Source organism: Balneola sp. (assembly GCA_002694685.1).
Lineage (GTDB): Bacteria > Bacteroidota > Rhodothermia > Balneolales > Balneolaceae > Gracilimonas.
The window spans coordinates 607,775-624,334 of record NZMW01000001.1 but is presented as its reverse complement, the minus strand read 5'-3'; the positions used below and the strand labels follow the sequence as shown (position 1 = coordinate 624,334).

General features: G+C 41.3%; 15 protein-coding genes. 4 read left to right on the top strand and 11 right to left on the bottom strand.

The genetic code is table 11. The features are described 5' to 3' along the window. Positions 1 to 12 precede the first annotated feature (12 nt). Complete coding sequence (locus CL667_02695; GenBank protein MAL16595.1) at positions 13 to 2,991, bottom strand: membrane protein; 2,979 nt, start codon at positions 2,989 to 2,991, stop codon at positions 13 to 15. Positions 2,992 to 3,167: 176 nt separating this feature from the next. Between CL667_02695 and CL667_02690 the strand changes: the two genes are divergently transcribed. Continuing rightward, on the top strand, positions 3,168 to 4,670 hold the full coding sequence (locus CL667_02690) for a sodium-dependent transporter (protein MAL16594.1): 1,503 nt from the start codon (positions 3,168 to 3,170) through the stop codon (positions 4,668 to 4,670). Positions 4,671 to 4,955: 285 nt separating this feature from the next. On the opposite strand, the gene CL667_02685 is transcribed toward CL667_02690, so the two are convergent. Next, the gene (locus CL667_02685) at positions 4,956 to 5,333 is read right to left on the bottom strand and encodes a hypothetical protein (GenBank protein MAL16593.1); all 378 of its coding nucleotides are present in this window, start codon (positions 5,331 to 5,333) and stop codon (positions 4,956 to 4,958) included. Between the two features lie 296 nt (positions 5,334 to 5,629). Between CL667_02685 and CL667_02680 the strand changes: the two genes are divergently transcribed. Then, positions 5,630 to 6,694: a chemotaxis response regulator protein-glutamate methylesterase gene (locus CL667_02680; GenBank protein MAL16592.1), complete on the top strand. Its 1,065-nt coding sequence runs from the start codon at positions 5,630 to 5,632 to the stop codon at positions 6,692 to 6,694. A 21-nt stretch (positions 6,695 to 6,715) separates the two neighbouring features. Further along, positions 6,716 to 8,227, top strand: a complete 1,512-nt coding sequence (locus CL667_02675; protein ID MAL16591.1) for a hypothetical protein — start codon at positions 6,716 to 6,718, stop codon at positions 8,225 to 8,227. A gap of 77 nt (positions 8,228 to 8,304) precedes the next feature. Here the strand turns inward: CL667_02675 and CL667_02670 are convergent, their stop codons facing one another. The 7 genes from CL667_02670 to CL667_02640 form a co-directional block, all read right to left on the bottom strand. Then, the gene (locus tag CL667_02670) at positions 8,305 to 8,649 is read right to left on the bottom strand and encodes an RNA methyltransferase (protein MAL16590.1); all 345 of its coding nucleotides are present in this window, start codon (positions 8,647 to 8,649) and stop codon (positions 8,305 to 8,307) included. A gap of 62 nt (positions 8,650 to 8,711) precedes the next feature. Then, complete coding sequence (locus tag CL667_02665) at positions 8,712 to 9,197, bottom strand: phosphinothricin acetyltransferase (GenBank protein ID MAL16589.1); 486 nt, start codon at positions 9,195 to 9,197, stop codon at positions 8,712 to 8,714. An 11-nt stretch (positions 9,198 to 9,208) separates the two neighbouring features. Beyond that, positions 9,209 to 9,844 (bottom strand): thiopurine S-methyltransferase, encoded by a 636-nt coding sequence (gene tmpT / locus CL667_02660; GenBank protein MAL16588.1) that lies wholly within the window; start codon positions 9,842 to 9,844, stop codon positions 9,209 to 9,211. A gap of 27 nt (positions 9,845 to 9,871) precedes the next feature. Next, entirely contained in the window at positions 9,872 to 10,453 is a 582-nt protein-coding gene (locus CL667_02655; GenBank protein MAL16587.1) for a hypothetical protein, read from the bottom strand. Between the two features lie 56 nt (positions 10,454 to 10,509). Then, on the bottom strand, positions 10,510 to 10,698 hold the full coding sequence (locus CL667_02650; protein MAL16586.1) for a hypothetical protein: 189 nt from the start codon (positions 10,696 to 10,698) through the stop codon (positions 10,510 to 10,512). Positions 10,699 to 10,790: 92 nt separating this feature from the next. Beyond that, entirely contained in the window at positions 10,791 to 11,204 is a 414-nt protein-coding gene (locus CL667_02645) for a hypothetical protein (GenBank protein ID MAL16585.1), read from the bottom strand. Positions 11,205 to 11,261: 57 nt separating this feature from the next. Further along, positions 11,262 to 13,598, bottom strand: coding sequence for a S9 family peptidase (locus CL667_02640; GenBank protein ID MAL16584.1), 2,337 nt, complete (start codon positions 13,596 to 13,598; stop codon positions 11,262 to 11,264). A 166-nt stretch (positions 13,599 to 13,764) separates the two neighbouring features. On the opposite strand from CL667_02640, the gene CL667_02635 reads away from it, so the two are divergent. After that, positions 13,765 to 14,586 carry a hypothetical protein gene (locus tag CL667_02635; GenBank protein MAL16583.1) on the top strand — a complete coding sequence of 274 codons (822 nt, stop codon included), beginning with the start codon at positions 13,765 to 13,767 and terminating at the stop codon, positions 14,584 to 14,586. 2 nt (positions 14,587 to 14,588) lie between these two features. Here CL667_02635 and CL667_02630 read toward each other — a convergent pair whose 3' ends face one another. Further along, the gene (locus CL667_02630; protein MAL16582.1) at positions 14,589 to 16,001 is read right to left on the bottom strand and encodes a 23S rRNA (uracil(1939)-C(5))-methyltransferase RlmD; all 1,413 of its coding nucleotides are present in this window, start codon (positions 15,999 to 16,001) and stop codon (positions 14,589 to 14,591) included. Between the two features lie 2 nt (positions 16,002 to 16,003). Then, on the bottom strand, positions 16,004 to 16,552 hold the full coding sequence (locus tag CL667_02625) for a hypothetical protein (GenBank protein MAL16581.1): 549 nt from the start codon (positions 16,550 to 16,552) through the stop codon (positions 16,004 to 16,006). Positions 16,553 to 16,560 lie beyond the last annotated feature (8 nt).

The window sequence follows — 16,560 nt, the reverse complement described above, 5'->3', positions numbered from 1 at the left end:
TAAAAGAAAGACTTAATTGAGTCCATATCTGCTAATTTCTTGTTCACTGGCTTCTTTTGTATCCGGCATAGGAGGGAAACTAGATCCCATTGCTGCGTTAACTTCAGTTGCGAGTGCTTGAGCTTCCTCTGTATTGCCACTTTGGAAGTAAGCATATTGAACCAGCACTAACGACTGCCTTGCTGTACGCACTTCAGTCAGATACTGCTGAGCATCATTATTAAGTTTCTGCAGCTGCGGACGAATTTCACGCTGAGTTCGAATATCACCACGTGCTTTTGCAGTTTCTAATTCCTGATTCAGACTGTTGAATTCAGCTTCGATATTGGAAAAACGGTTTAAGTTTTTGTTCAGCATTTCAACTAAACCAGACTTGCTTGAGTTTGCAAGACGGAATGCGTCTTCTTCGAGGCCAACCTGAGCATATCGTACCGAATAAAGAAGTTTCAGTGATGTGTTAGTTTCTGAAGCTCTGAATGGAATTTTTTCTTCACCCCATTTTAACCAGTAACGAGCACTATCAACTTGTCCATCTTTCTGATACTGCTTGGCAAGTGCCATGAAGTTAAATCGGTAGTTGCTTAGCATTCTGCGAATGTTTTCATCCATATATAAATCAGGATTATTCCACTCACGGAACTGGAACTTTTCAAGACGATCTGTATAGATGTCGGTATCTATATAACCGTCCTGGCTGGCTCCAAAGTCTTTAGGAATCACGCGGTAGGCTTTACCTTCAGTACGGAAATAGTCCTGAAGATTAAGCTGACTCTGACTAGAGACCGTATTCGCAAAGTATACAGGGCGTAACCAGTTATTGGTGCGAAGTATATCAAGGATCAAACGGTCTTGAACCTGTAGATAATAAATTCGCTGACCTTGCTGATTTTGACCATAGAAACGTCCATTCACAGTCCATGAAATAGAGTCATCAAGTGAATCTACCGGCATTTCAAAATCAACACCTTTCTGTAGGATCGGGAGGGAAGTATCGGGCTTAACTCCGATTGCTTCTTTGTAGCTCATGTCTTCAGAGAATGCTTTTTTAAGCATGTCTTTATCTACGGGGATTTCAATGTCCTGAGGTTGCCACTGACTGATCCCTGAAGTAACTCGTTCCACTTCATCATCTGATAGTGAAATAGGAAGAGGTGCAGACTCATGTGACCATTGGTCACGGAGCTGCTTGATATACCAGTCTGTGTTTAACAGACTCAGACAAACAATTCGAACGTCAGTTCTTATTCCCTCCACTTCCTGAGCATACCAAAGAGGGAAGGTGTCATTATCACCATTGGTAAAGAGGATAGCATTTGGCGCCACTGACTCAAGTAAATTTCTCGCATAATCAGGTGCTACATATCGCTCGCTGCGGTCGTGGTCATCCCAATTTTGATAACCCATCCATACAGGTGAAGCCAACAGACATAAAGCCACAGTTGCATAGCCTATAAATTTATTATTGGCATATTCTTTAATCATCTCGATGATTCCAGTGACCCCCAGCCCAAGCCAAATTGCAAAGGCAAAGAAGGAGCCCACATAGGCATAATCACGCTCCCTGGGTTGATAGGGTGGTTGATTAAGGAACACAATAATGGCCAGACCGGTGACTATAAAGAGTGCGAGTATGGCTGAAGCTCGTTTCCAGTCGGAGGTGAAATGGAAAATCATTCCAAAAAGACCAAGTATGAATGGTATAAAGAAATAGGCATTACTGGCGGGGTTGTCTGGGTACTGAGGCTCCTGAATGCCGGACCTCCAGCCGGCATCTTGGATATCAGCTTCCCTTCCAATGAAATTCCAGTTGAAATACCGGATATACATATGGTTTACCTGATAATCCCAAAAGTAATCCCAGTCAGAATCGTACTGCGCATAATATTCTAGGTGATTTGGTGCAGGTGAATAACGGCGCGGAAAAAACTCTTCATTGTTGCGATCAATCTGACCGGTTTGCTCGTTGAAATTATTTCCTTTTAAAATGGGAGTAGCACCATACTGTTCCCTTTTCAGATAACTGATAAAAGCTTCTACCGTCTCAGGGTCATTTTCATCAATGGGAGGATCTGCAATAGAGCGGATCATAATTACTGAGTACGAAGAGAACCCAATCAAGATCATAGCGTAACTGATGGCAACGATATTGGCGATGCGCTTTTTGTTTTTATGGGTATAGTAAATAGCATAGGCAACGGTGGCCATAAAGAGGAAGATGAACGTAAGCGGTCCGATAAGTCCATAAGTAGCATCATCTACGCTGTTAGCGATGGTGGGTATACTTTGGATGGTAAATGGATATACCGTGAAGAAGGCTATGACTGAACCGACTCCCATCAACAAAAACGATTTCCACTCAAATTCTTTAAGCTTGAAGTACACTATGAGTGCTACAAAGAAGAGGGCCAGCAAATTCAGCAAGTGAACTCCAATAGCTATACCGAACATGTAGGCAATCAAAACCAGCCACCTTTCATTATAAGGCTTATCGTAATTTTCAGCCCATTTTAATGCCATCCAAACTACAATAGAGGTGAAGAACATCGACATGGCATACACTTCGGCCTCAACTGCACTAAACCAAAAGGTGTCGGTAACCATAAAGCTAAGTGCGCCAACCAAAGCACCGCCATACATCCCGATTTTATCCATGATATCCATTTCATCAGGATCGCCTTTCCATTCGCGTACAAGTCGTACCACAATCAGATATAAAAACATCACCGTTAATGCAGAACTCAGCGCACTTATAAAGTTGATGCTAAGGGCAATGTATTCAGTAGGCATGAACATTGAGAAGATGCGACCGACTATAGAATAAAAAGGTGCTCCCGGCGGGTGATTAACCTGAAGGCCATGTGCTACAGCTATAAACTCACCGGCATCCCAAAAACTGGCCGTAGGCGCGAGTGTTAGCGTATAAATGACAAGTGAAACAATAAAGGTAAAGAGAGCGAGGTACTTGTTGGTTGTTTTATGGTCTGAAAACATGAAATCTTGTTTAACTGCTCAAAAAAGTTTGGATATTCGTGGATAACATTTTATGATAGGCTCGCAATTATAAGCACAGCCTAATACTAATCAAAATCTAAGATACATAAGAATTTAAACTTCTCGCAGCTAAAACGGGAAAGTTCGAATGGTATTTTAAACTTTAAAACATCTTTATGTCGGCAAATTCAAAACAACGTTTTTCTTCTAAGCTAGGTATGATATTAAGTGTACTTGGTATTGCAGTTGGGACGGGTAATATTTGGAGATTTCCAAGAATCGCAGCTCAAAACGGAGGAGAAGAAGGAGCAGGAGCTTTTCTGTTTGCCTGGGCTTGTTTTCTAATCCTCTGGTCTATACCTCTTATTATCGCTGAATATGGAATGGGACGTAATGGCCGGAAAGGGGTTGTAGGTTCTTTTGTTGAATTAATCGGAAAGAAAAAAGGCTGGCTTGGTGGTTTTGTGGCATTTGTTGCCACCGCTATTATGTTTTACTACAGTGTGGTTGCCAGCTGGTGTGTCTATTATCTAATCACATCCATTACCTCAGCTTTACCCGCAGACCTGCAGCAGGCTAATATGATATGGGAAGGCTTTCAGGGATCTAACTTCCCAATAATAGGTCACGCTTTTGTGATGGGGGTCGGAGGCTTTATTGTAATTAAAGGAATCTCCTCTATTGAAAAAGTGAATAAGGTTCTGATTCCATCATTACTCTTGGTTCTTGTAGTATCACTTATTAAAGCACTTTCGCTGGAGAACAGTGGATTAGGTCTGGAATATTTGTTTACCCCAGACTGGGCAACGTTGAAGAAACCTGAAATCTGGCTGGAAGCTCTAACCCAGAACGCCTGGGACACTGGAGCAGCGTGGGGTTTGATTCTTACTTATGCGGCTTACATGCGAAAATCTGATGACGTGACCATTAGTGCTTTTCAGACGGGTATTGGAAATAACATCGTTTCTCTGGTATCAGCGATGATCATTTTCTCGACGGTATTTGGGACTTTAAGCCCACAAATGGGAAGTGGAGAGATATTGGAGGTTATGAAAACTTCAGGCCCTGCCTCTACAGGTTTAACCTTTATCTGGATGCCGCAGCTGTTTGCTAAAATGGGAGGAGGCGGCATCTTTGCTATTCTATTCTTTCTTGGTCTAACGTTTGCAGCCTTTAGCTCATTGATATCTATGATTGAAATGGCGGTTAAAGTATTTGTAGATATGGGAACCGACCGTAAGAAGGCCACATTTATTATATGTGGAGCCGGTTTTGGGTTTGGAATTCCATCAGCATTAAATCTCACTTTCTTTGCCAATCAGGATTTCGTTTGGGGAGTAGGATTGATGGTTTCAGGTGCCCTGATCTCTTATGCAGTTATTAAATATGGAACTACCAAATTCCGGGAAGAACTTATCAATACCGAAGAACGCTCAGCTACTTTAGGCCCTTGGTGGGAAATTATCATCAAGTATGTAGTGCCTATCGAAGTGGTTACTCTTTTAGGATGGTGGATGTATCTGTCAGCAACCTCATACGCTCCGGATACGTGGTACAACCCGTTGAGTGCATTTTCTGTAGCAACAGTACTGTTACAATGGGCGCTTGCTGTAGCTCTTGTATGGTTCTTTAGAAAGCGATTGATGTCGAGCAAGGAAGCTGATACCGTAGATTTCTAAAATAGAATTAAAAAAAAAGCCCCGACTTCTAATCGGGGCTTTTTCAATTAATTGCTTTGTTGTGATTCGTCCTGATTCTTGTTTCTCATCTTGTCAATAACAATAGGGACAAGGAAAAATGAGAAAGCAATAATTACGACGATCACAGAAAATAGATCGATTTCCATTTTGATAGATTATTTGGTGAAATAGAATCCCATCTTGGTCAGAACTGAAGTTCTCAACTTAACGGGTGATGTATCTTTTGGGGCCATCCGAAGAATCCGGAAAGCCAATCAAAATGGACTATAAGTGAGAGTGGAAGGGAAAGATAAGCGTTCTGATGGTTTGGCTACCATGAATCAAATCAGAAAAACCCAGATAACTTAAGCTGGGTGTCGTTAAATCTGAATCATTCAGAAAATAAGTGAAGCTGTATTCACGAGTCTCTTCTTCTGTGCTAGATTCAAGAAGATGTTCTCTTAGTTGAGTGCTGCTTTCGGCAGTGTTGGAATCAGAAAAAAGAACCCCCTGACTTTCCGGACCAAAAGGATTTTCACTACCTCCTAAAACGGCTTCAATTTCAGCTGAATGAGTTTTTTGTACAGCCTCAGCCGAAAGATTGAAGCTACTGCTTGAGACAAGCAGTAGAAGGAAAGTAAATATGGAGAGTTTCAATTTCATTAACTCAAAGATACAAAGAACTCGCTCTACTTTATAGCAGCAACGGGTGTACACATAAGTATGCTATCCAGAATAATAACTAGCTAATCATAAATAACAAGCAGTTTAGAATTATAGGCTCATTTCGGTAAGTATTTGTTCTATCTCATTCTTAAGAATTGGATTAAAAGGCCGATAATTATCCTAAGGTTTAAGAAGTCATAACTCAGCAAACAGGTTGAATAAAAATGAATGTTCTGTTGTGACAGCTATGGCCTTTTAAAATCAACTATACAGTAAGAATAGGTTAAAGCATTATGATTAAAGTGCTTATTGTTGATGATTCAGAAATTGACCGAAAACTTATTTCCTATGCACTAAATAAGGAAACAGGAATTGAGGTGGTGGGGACTGCCGAAAATCCCTATGTGGCCAAAGACCTTATCAAGCTTTTGAAGCCGGATGTCATCACTCTGGATTTACATATGCCCAGAATGGATGGATTGACTTTTCTGGCTAAGATCATGGAGCTGAATCCTTATCCGGTAATCATTGTCAGTTCTTATACTCCCAAGAATAGTTCCTATGCTCTTAAAGCGCTTCGTATGGGAGCCCTGGATACGATTTCAAAGCCGGGACTCGAGTATGACGTCAAAGAGTTTTCTAAAAGACTGATCCAAACCGTACGTGTGGCTTCAACGGCCAGAATACAGTCACCCAATATTAACAGAACAGTTAATAAAGTCTCAACAAAGGTAAGTAATGCAGGCAATAAAATTATTGCTATCGGTTCTTCAACTGGTGGGACCAGGGCGCTTGAATTTTTACTGAATGAGTTGCCTGCAGGTCTACCAGGAATTGTGATTGTACAGCACCTTCCAGAGTCTTTCACTAAAAGTTTTGCAGACAGGCTAAATAAAAATTCTGTATTAAATATAAGCGAAGCGACTGATAACGTAGAAATAAAACCCGGTTCAGTTCATATAGCAAAAGGTAACAAGCATATGGTTGTTCAGAAAAGGGGCGAGAAAAGCTATATAAGAGTGACTGGTGGAGAGAAAATTCATTATCACCGCCCCAGTGTTGATGTTCTGTTTAATTCAGTGGCTGAAGAATTCGGACCTATGGCAACGGGAGTAATATTGACAGGAATGGGCTCAGATGGAGCAAAGGGTTTACTGAAGATGAGAGAAAAAGGAGCCTATACTATTGGACAGGATGAGACATCAAGTGTAGTATATGGGATGCCAAAAGTAGCATATGAACTTGGTGCGGTTAGTAATCAATTACCTTTGGAAGAAATTCCTGACAAGATTATTGAAGCCGTAAGTAGTCCAAAAAGCAGCTCATTAAAAACTGCTTTAAGCCAAGATCTAAATTAACATTATATAAGAAGTACTGTAATGAACTATCTCGAAAACGAATTACGGAATCTAGTAAGGAAGGACGATAAGATCTTTGATTTTCTTCAGGAATCGTCCCTTGATGGACTTTGGTACTGGGATTTAACAAACCCTGAAGAAGAATGGATGAATAATACTTTTTGGGAAAGACTGGGTTATGACCCGGATAAAATGCCTCATAAATCGAGCGCTTGGATGGATATCATCAATCCTGAAGACCTTGAAGTCGCCAAGCAAAAAGTTGCCGAGCATATAGAATATCCTGATAGGCCATATGACCAAATTACCCGGTATACTCATGCTGATGGGCATACCGTATGGATCCGTTGTCGCGGTATGATTATGAGGGAAAAAGATGGAACGCCCATACGCATGCTGGGGGCACATACTGATATAACAGCGGTTAAAAAGAAGGAAAAGATACTTGAGAGATGTAACACAGCGGCGAATATTGGGTACTGGGAAATCAACATAGAAAAGAATCAGGTTACATTTAGTAACATGATGAAGCAGATTCTAGGGCTGCCTGCATCAAATGCTCCACACCGTAAAGGTCCTATTGCCTATTTCCATAATGAAAAAGAACGCTCTAAGGTAGAAGATGCCTTCGCTACTGCCAGAGAACTAAAGTCTGAGCAACAAAGAGAAGCATTGATCATGACTGAGAGTGGAACAGAGAAGTGGGTCGAGATTCTGATTATACCTGAATTTCGGGCAGACACTTACACCAAAGTATTTGGAACACTTCAGGACATAGATGAGAGGGTCAGGGCGTCTATGAAGATTGACGAGCTACTCAAAAAAACAGAAAAGCAAAATGACCGCCTGATGAATTTTGCCCATACAATTTCTCATAACCTTAGATCGCAAGTAGGCGGTGTGAGTTCTCTTGTTGAGCTCATGGAGATGGAAAACTCGAGTATTGTTGAAGATGAATTATTCAAATATTTAAAACTAGCCTCAAAAAAGCTTTCTGAAACGGTAGTACACTTGAGTGAAATTGCTGTTGGTGACGAATTCAATGAAGAAGATTATGTACCTCTTAATCTACGATCACTTATAGAGAGCTGTGTAGACAGTATCGTAACTTTTGAAGAACTCAATTCCATTGAAATTCAAAATCAGGTTCCAAATGATTTCATTATTTATGGAATAGAGGGATACGTTGAAAGCATTTTGCACAATCTCATCACTAACGCAATAAAGTATCGGGATGCTGAAAAGTCACCATTTGTGAAGATTAGTGCTGGTAAAAAAGGAAATCAGAACATCTGGTTCGCTATAGAGGATAACGGATTAGGCATAGATCTAAATAAGCACGGAAGAAAACTTTTTGGCCTGCATACTACTTTTCATGAACATGAAGACTCATCGGGTGTAGGGCTGTTTGTTACAAAGAACCAGGTCCTTGCCATGGATGGTGATGTAGAAGTAGAAAGTGAACCGGGGGTTGGATCTACTTTCAAGGTGATATTGCCACAACGTGAGACCAAGGCAGCTGCAAAAAGCTAAGTGTAGACCATTTCCGTTTCTTTAATAGGTATCCAAACTTCTTTATGAGCCTCCGGGAAGTAATCTTCCTGCATAAATCAGCGATCTTCATATTGTTTAGGAGGAAGCGAGGCAATGAAACTAAGACAAGTATCAAGCCAATTTTTTAAATCGGAGTCGTCACTTAATCCATCAGGAGAGACATAAATCATACCCTTCATAGCTTTTCCGGTAAAATCCATTTCTTTAGCATGAGGTTTTGATAAACATGCTTCATATTGATTTGGGCCAACTCGAGCCATTAGCTGATTTTTAACAATGCCAAAAGCCATATGTCCGGCAACCATAAAGCAAAGTCCGCCAAACATGTTCTTTTCAACTACATCCGTTCTTTCTGAAATCTGCTCACGTATTCTATGAGCCAGACCTTCATCGTAAGCCATTTTTGTAATTAGGTTGTTTAGCTGAATTAGCGTAATTATTGAATTATAAACAAGAGGGTAATTTATAGCTTCATTTGCCAATATCCGACATCCCGCCATTCTCCAAATTTGAATCCCACTTCCTTAAAGTGTGCGACTTTTTCCATCCCAAACTTCTCATGCAACGCAATACTGGCGTTATTCGGAAGCGTGATTCCACCGATAACAAGATGTATATCAAGTTTTTGAAGCTCTGTAAATAACGCTTGATACAATTTGGTGCCCCAGCCTTGGCCTTGTGAAGATTGATCTATATAAACGGAAATCTCTACAGAATAGCGATAAGCAGAACGCTCTTTCCATTTGGTTGCGTAGGCATACCCGATGAGCTTGCGACCTTTTTCTGCCACTAGCCATGGAAGCCCCTCCGATTTAACCTTATGAATTCGATGATCAAGTTCTTTTTCGCTGATTTCCTGTTCTTCGAAAGAGACCGTAGTCTCGCGGATGTAGTAGTTATAAATATCTATGATAGAAGAGAGATCAGTGTCTTGGACAGGACGTATCATAAATAGAAGAGCTAATTCCGGTTTAGTAGCCAAACATGTTCTTTTGCGGAGATTCCACCCAAAAAAGAAGGCAGATGTTTAGTAGTCAAATGATTCACCTTATAGCTGTTGCTGTAGTGCTCATGAATCTCATCTTCCGAAATAGAAAAGGGCGGACCACTAGCAAGCTCCTGATCATATTCGAAGGATAGAATAAGTTGTGGAGCTTTATGAGTGATATTCAGTAAGTGAACCGAGTATTGTTTGCGCATTTCATAGGGAAGGGCTACCAATGCAGCGCGATCATAAATAGCATCAATCTCACCGAGCATTTCTTTTGTTAAATCAAAAACATCACCAACAAAGATATCGATATTATTGGCTGTGTAGTGTTTAAGTTTATCATCAATTTTGATGTTTGGTTCCAGCTCTAATTCTTCAAACAATTGCAGAACGGCCATTTCATTTAGTTCAACTCCGGCAACTCGATATCCCTCAGAAAGTAGCCACCCGATATCCAGAGTTTTTCCACAAAGAGGAAGAAAGATTCGCTGACCTTTATCCAGAGAAAGCTTATCAGCATACTGAATCAAGAGAGGATGGGGAATGGGATTATGAAAACCAATTTGATTGTTTTTCCATTTTTGATGCCAAAAATCAGGGTTCATTCTATTGCTTGCTTTCTCGATGATAATTTATCGTTCATTGAATCCTTTTCCGGCAAAGATCTTAGGGGTGCATCGTTCAATTCTATCTATCCGGGTTTTAGATTGTTTGGCTCCCGAAAAGTGGAGAATGTAACCGCGTTGGCGTCCTGGTGTGAGGGCATTAAAAGCTTTATTGAAATCAGGGTCTTCATGCAGCTTTTCTTGTAACTCTACCGGCATATCAAATTCTGAGGTTTTTTTATACTCTACAGTCAAACCGGCTTTCTCTACGTCTATAGCCCTTTGTATGTACTCTCTTATTAGTGATTCTTGGTCAATAATTTCCTGCAGATCAGTAAAACGCAGATGTCTCCCTGCCTGCATGTTTTTTGTAGGTTGAATGAGATTATTCTCAGGGTCTTCTATCAATACTCCCTTAAAGAAGGAAAGGGCACAGTAGTCTTTAAAGGCACTTAGAATAATAACATTTGCTCCTTCGTAGGTATAGCAAGGCTGATACCATTTAATCTCCTCAGTAAGGTCAGATTCCAGAAGATACTGCCTGAGCTGGCGGAGTTCTTTTGGCCAGTTTTTGGCCTTGTCTAAAAATTCATCAACTTGTGGATTCATGACAATTGTTGAGTGGGTTTTCCTTTCTAACTAATGCCTAAAAAATAGTAAATCACCTAGTTCTTACTCACCTTTTCTTTGTTAGAAGCATCCAAAGCAGTTCCAACTCCAATTCCAATCGCTATACCAAGTCCCAGCCAAAGACCTAAATTATCGAGAACTACCCCAAGAGCAACTCCAATTGAAATGCCTAACGCAATACCAATATTGGTATAATTTTTTTTACCCTTTGAGTTTCGACTCATAATGGAAATTAAATTTAGGAGATGGATTCTGATAGATAAAATTTATAAGACTAAATAAGTGTCTAATTCATTACCGATCGGAATTAAAGTTTTTACTTTTTCTTATCCAAATGATACCGAAGTGCCATTTGTAAACAAATTCTGAGCTCCTTCTCTGGGAGTGGGGCATCTGCAGGTAAAAGTATAGCTCGGTTACCTTCAAAATTCAGTTCATCACGAAACATCGTTCGGTAGCTTTCAATAAGCGATGTATTGCAGCTTACGTACACTCCAATCTGTTCAGGATTTTTCTCTTTCCAGTCAATACGAACGGTGGTTCCACTTTTAGGACGTTTGGTTAGATAAGCCGGCTCGCTCCACTTCAGGGTTTCTTCGAGCTCACCCACACCTTCGGTTTGGTCAGCCACTTCATAAATAAGTTCCCGAAGCCGATCCATCTTCGGCCTAATATGATCCGGATAACCGCTGAATTTTTCTTTAACCCCGCTATGTTCAATTTCATGCATAAATATAACTCAGAACTCAAATCTCATTACTCAATACTCAATACTCAATACTCAAAACTAATCAACCCCAAATTCAAATTCCTTAGGCGGTTCCACTCCTTTTAGATGCTCCACAAAGTAATCCCATCGCTTCCGCATCATGTAATCTTCACCATAATAACCATGCCCGCGATTAGGAAACATAATCATATCAAAATCTTTATTGGCTTCAATAAGAGCATTCACAACTAACAGCGTGTTGTAAGGAGGGACGTTGGTGTCCAAAGTGCCATGCGTGATAAGCAGCTTGCCTTGTAAGCTATCTGCCACTAGTTGGTTGGCTTGGTTGTCGTAGTTGGTGGATTGATCGTCTGTAGCGCCGTCTATGTTGGTGGCTTTCAGTAATCCCTGCCATTTCTCTCCCCAAGGGTCAGCATAGTTTCTGTTATCGTGATTTCCTGCACCCGATACAGCCACATCATAAAATTCAGGATAAGCAAAAAGTGCACGGGTAGAAGCAAAGCCACCGCCGGAGTGACCAAAAATTCCAACTCGGTCTATATCCATCCAGGAGTGGCGTTCGCCAAGCTGTTTGATGGTGGTGATTTGGTCGGGAAGACCGTTGTCGCCCATGTTGCCGTAGTAAAACTCATGAAATGACTTAGATCGTCCCGGTGTGCCCATAGCATCAACTTCAACCACGATAAAGCCAAGTTCTGCCAGTGCTTGTTTATCAGATCTGGAGGCGCGGAAAGAACGGCTGCCAACGCTGCCAGATTGGGGGCCCGGATATAGGTAATTCAATACGGGGTAAGAGCTGGAGGAGCTGAAGTTCGAAGGCTTATACATCAATCCATATAAATCAGTCTCGCCATCACGTGCCTTCACGGAAAAGGGAACAGGAGGCACCCAACCATTTGCCTGCAATTTGGAGATGTCGGCGGTAGCAAGATTGACAAGTTCTTCACCATTATGATCTCTGATTACCGAAACGGGAGGAGTGGTTGGTGTAGAATAGGTATCTACGAAATAGCTCCCTGATTCGTCCATTTCTATCTCATGATTTGCCTCTTCTGGAGTGAGTAACTGTAGTTCCGAACCATCAAAATTGATGCGATAAAAATATTCAAAATAGGGATCGCCTTCTTCGCGGTTAGCTCCGGTAAAGTATATAACCCGATTCTCTTCATCTATATGCCGAACCTGATGGACAGCCCAATTTCCGGAGGTTATTTGGTTTTTTAGTTTTCCGGTTTGAAGGTCATACAGATATAAATGTCCCCAGTTATCCCGCTCAGAAAACCAGATGACTTCATTGCTTTCATTCAGTACATGCCAATTGATCAAATCATTACCGGATTCAAAAAACGTATCTGTTCCTTCCTTCAGCACAGAACGAACACGTCCGGTATTTGGATCAGCTGTTTGAAGATGAACATCCTGATGATCCCGGGAGACGGAAGCAAAAGCCAGCGTGTTGCTGTCATCACTCCATTCATTATCCAAAAAATTACCGCCCCAACCAGCTATATGATCAGTGATTGTTGAACGCTGTGGATCGGGATCTTTTCTAAGCCTGACCACACGAGGTGAAGGCTCAAGATTAATAACAACCCGGTGTATTCTGAAAATCAGACTGTCTCCCGGAAGGGGATATTTCCATGCCTGTAAGTTTGGATGTCCTACCTTTGTGGAAGCCAGATACATTTCACCAACACCGCGAGCATCCTGTTGAAAAGTAGATATTCGTTTTGAATCGGGAGACCACAGCAAAACCGGTCCGTCTCTTTTCACCCAGCCGGCATTATTGGTTGCATAGCCAAAGTCTTCCTGACCATCGGTAGTTAGTTGAGTCACTTGCCCGGTTTCCAGATTTCGCATGTAGAGGTTATAGTCCTCAATGAATACGGCTTTTTTACCATCAGGAGAAACTGATTCATTCCAATTGGGCCGTTCTGTTTCCCCGGTGACTTCGCAGTTGTAGTTTGATAACCCACAGCGATAATCATCACCGGCGGAAGAGAAGGTAATGGCTGAACCTTCATCACTAAACTCAAAGCTTCGGAATGGGAGTTCTAGAGGGGTTACTTCCTCATCCATCATTCCGGAAAGAACATCAGCCAGGCGCTCGTGATCAAAAGCTCGCTCTGCAGTTCCCTCGGCGGGATGAGCAATCATAATTTCTGTTCCTTCTTCCAAAGAATGGCGATAAACTAATCGCTGGTCCTCGAGCCACTCTTCCCCGGAAATGTTACCATAAACCAGAGAGTTGGTATGACTGGATAGAAATTTTTCAGCTCTTTTATAATCTTCTTCTGTTACTTTTTCGGAATACATTTTGCAACCCGAAGAAATTATAAGAAGAGATATGATAGCAAATACTACAGATGAGGAACGTTGAGAAAACAAGTGCATTCGAAAGGTGATTTAATTTTTTGAAGTATTGCGAATATAGAGAATCATCATAATTCTTCAAGTAAAAGGTTGTAGGGTAAAGAGGAGGATACACTAAATTTGTTTCAAGGAAAGCTGTTTTAAGAAATCATTTAAAAAAGAGTTTCTTAAGAAGGAAAGCCTGTCTATGTTAACCGCGATGAAATTTTTACGATCAATATTAGATTTCTATATACAGAGCAGTATCCATGTTGGGCTTGCTGTGATGTCGATAGCCGTGCTTTCTGTTATGCAGCTTGGCTTTGTACCCGAGCCGACTTTATTGCTGTTTATATGGCTGGGAACCATATGCGGTTATAATTTTGTGAAGTATGCCGGTATCTCCAATCGGCATCATCTTCAGAAGACCAATAACATTCTGCTCATTCGCCTTTTTTCGGTTTGCTGCTTTGCCGGCTTTTTGTATTTCGGTCAATTTTTGCCGTCAGAGGTTTGGTACACTTCTGGTTTTTTTGGAGCATTAACGGGACTCTATGCGATTCCATTTCTCTGGAAAAGAAACCTCAGAAGCATAAAAGGACTCAAAATATTTATAATCGCGACCGTTTGGGTGGGAATGGCAGTGGTAGTTCCGCTTCAATATCATCATATGGGCTTTGGAGAACGTACACTTTATCAAATGGCCGAGATATTTTTGTTTGTAGTGATGTTAATGCTTCCATTTGAAATCCGGGACTTGAAATATGATGAGCCGGAGCTTGCAACCATTCCACAAGTTCTTGGAGTAAAGAAGACCAAGTGGCTGGGTACTTTTTTAGCCGTTGTTTTAGCCGTGATAATTCTATCTCAGCAATACGTGTACGAAAACTACCTGCCCGTTAACCTGACAGTAGTTGCCGTTGCGCTACTTTTTGTCTGGTTAAGCAGTAAAAATCAGGGTAATTATTATGCTTCGTTTTGGGTAGAAGGCATACCTATAGCGTGGCTAATTGCTTATCTGTATACTTAGTTTTAACTGTCTCTGAGCTTAAGCTTTGCCACAGCCTCAATGTGGTAAGTCTGTGGAAACATATCTACAGGCTGCACTTCTTCAATTTCGTAGACCTTGTTAAGTTCTTTCAAATCACGAGCCATAGTTGAACTGTTACAGCTTACATAGACGATGCGCGGGACTTTCAACTCGGATAGCCTTTCAACTACATCAGGGTGCATTCCGGCACGGGGAGGATCTGTAATAAGGACATTTGGAGCCCCGTATTTATCCACCATTTCCTGCGTAAATACGTCTTTCATATCGCCTTTAATGAAAGAGACATTATCAACCTTGTTCTCTTTAGCGTTGAATTTGGCATTTTCTACGGCCACATCAACAAGCTCAATGCCAAGAACGCTTTTAGCCGGTTTGCTCATGAATAAGCTTAACGTGCCGACCCCACAGTACAAGTCGTACACCACATCGCCTTCTTTCAGTTCAGCATAGTCGCGGGCAATCTCATAAAGATTTTCAGCCTGTGCAGTATTAGTCTGGAAGAAAGCATTAGGGTGTATTTTGAAGGTGAATTCACCGATTTCATCAACAATGAAACCGGGGCCATATAATACTTTTTCAATTCGCCCAACGGCAGTAGGACTTTTGGTGTCGTTCACATTATTCACCACGGTTGTGATGAATGGAAATTCCTCAAGCAACGCATCAGTCATCTTTTTCATGACTTCCTGATCGTCTTGATAGGTGACCAGATTCACCATAAAATCATCGGTATGATGAGAATTACGAATCATAACGTGGCGCATGAAGCCTGTATTCTCAAAAGTATCATAAGGCTCAATTCCTTCTTTGATGCAGTAATTGCGCACAAAATCGAGAATTTCATAAGACTCCTTTACCTGAAGATGGCACTCTTTGATATTCAGAATTTTATCAAATCGCCCCGGCGCGTGGAGGCCTGCTGCAAAGGCAGAGTCATCTACATATTCATCCCGCCGGACTTCTTCTTCAGTAAGCCACCTGCGAGAACAGATGCTGTACTCCATCTTATTGCGATAATAAAATTCTTGGTCTGCACCAACGCCTTCCTTAACAATACTGCCGTCAAGTCCACCAATTCGTTCAATATGATCACGAACCTGCTGACTTTTAAACTCTAGTTGTTTAGAGTAGGGAATATGCTGCCAGCTGCATCCGCCACATACTTTAGCATGTTGGCACTTTGGGTCGATACGATGGGCGCTTGGTTCCAGCAGCTCGAGAAGTTTAGCTTCCCGGTAATTCTTTTTCTTTTTGACGATCCGAGCTTTCACTTTGTCACCAGGGGTGGTTCCCGGTACAAAAACTGCGAGCCCGTCAACTTTTGCTAAACCTTTCCCTTTAAATGCCGCTTCAATTATATCTAATTCTACTTCCTGACCTTTTTTAAGCGACATATTTATACTTTTTCTTCTCTGTTAGCTTCGTAATACGTTTGAAATTGAATGTTAAGAGCGAGTTGTTCACTCGAAACTTCGGCTAGTTTTTTTGAGGTAGTCTCAAGCTGGCGTAGTGCAATATTGGTAAGTGTCTGAAGAAACTTAACTGCAATTTGTGGATGACGGTCTCTTAAAACCTCAAAATCAGGTTTGAAAAACCCCATCAAGTCACAATCCGTAACACATTTAGCTGATGACTTTCTGCGAAGATTGTACCCGATAGACAAAGCTCCAAAACTATCAGGGGACTCCAAAGTAAGCTGAGAAATGATATCTTCCGTAGTGTTTTCATCGGGAGTACCAATGGTAAGCTCTATGGTTCCATTCTCAATAAAATACATGCCTGTTCCGGGATCGTTTTTATAGAATACAAACTCACCCTCTTTATAGCTTCTGCGGTGGCAAAGCTGCAAAAACTCGTACCGCTCGGCTGGGTTTAGATTTGCCAGGAACTTCGATTTGAAGACGATGTTCGACTGATCTTTAAGTCGTTTTACTTTATCAAACATGACATGCA

Excerpts from the sequence above, each read along its gene's own strand:
- CL667_02695 (MAL16595.1), bottom strand. The coding sequence starts at position 2,991 with ATGTTTTCAGACCATAAAACAACCAACAAGTACCTCGCTCTCTTTACC.
- CL667_02690 (MAL16594.1), top strand. The coding sequence starts at position 3,168 with ATGTCGGCAAATTCAAAACAACGTTTTTCTTCTAAGCTAGGTATGATA.
- CL667_02685 (MAL16593.1), bottom strand. The coding sequence starts at position 5,333 with ATGAAATTGAAACTCTCCATATTTACTTTCCTTCTACTGCTTGTCTCA.
- CL667_02680 (MAL16592.1), top strand. The coding sequence starts at position 5,630 with ATGATTAAAGTGCTTATTGTTGATGATTCAGAAATTGACCGAAAACTT.
- CL667_02675 (MAL16591.1), top strand. The coding sequence starts at position 6,716 with ATGAACTATCTCGAAAACGAATTACGGAATCTAGTAAGGAAGGACGAT.
- CL667_02670 (MAL16590.1), bottom strand. The coding sequence starts at position 8,649 with ATGGCTTACGATGAAGGTCTGGCTCATAGAATACGTGAGCAGATTTCA.
- CL667_02665 (MAL16589.1), bottom strand. The coding sequence starts at position 9,197 with ATGATACGTCCTGTCCAAGACACTGATCTCTCTTCTATCATAGATATT.
- tmpT (MAL16588.1), bottom strand. The coding sequence starts at position 9,844 with ATGAACCCTGATTTTTGGCATCAAAAATGGAAAAACAATCAAATTGGT.
- CL667_02655 (MAL16587.1), bottom strand. The coding sequence starts at position 10,453 with ATGAATCCACAAGTTGATGAATTTTTAGACAAGGCCAAAAACTGGCCA.
- CL667_02650 (MAL16586.1), bottom strand. The coding sequence starts at position 10,698 with ATGAGTCGAAACTCAAAGGGTAAAAAAAATTATACCAATATTGGTATT.
- CL667_02645 (MAL16585.1), bottom strand. The coding sequence starts at position 11,204 with ATGCATGAAATTGAACATAGCGGGGTTAAAGAAAAATTCAGCGGTTAT.
- CL667_02640 (MAL16584.1), bottom strand. The coding sequence starts at position 13,598 with ATGCACTTGTTTTCTCAACGTTCCTCATCTGTAGTATTTGCTATCATA.
- CL667_02635 (MAL16583.1), top strand. The coding sequence starts at position 13,765 with ATGTTAACCGCGATGAAATTTTTACGATCAATATTAGATTTCTATATA.
- CL667_02630 (MAL16582.1), bottom strand. The coding sequence starts at position 16,001 with ATGTCGCTTAAAAAAGGTCAGGAAGTAGAATTAGATATAATTGAAGCG.
- CL667_02625 (MAL16581.1), bottom strand. The coding sequence starts at position 16,552 with ATGTTTGATAAAGTAAAACGACTTAAAGATCAGTCGAACATCGTCTTC.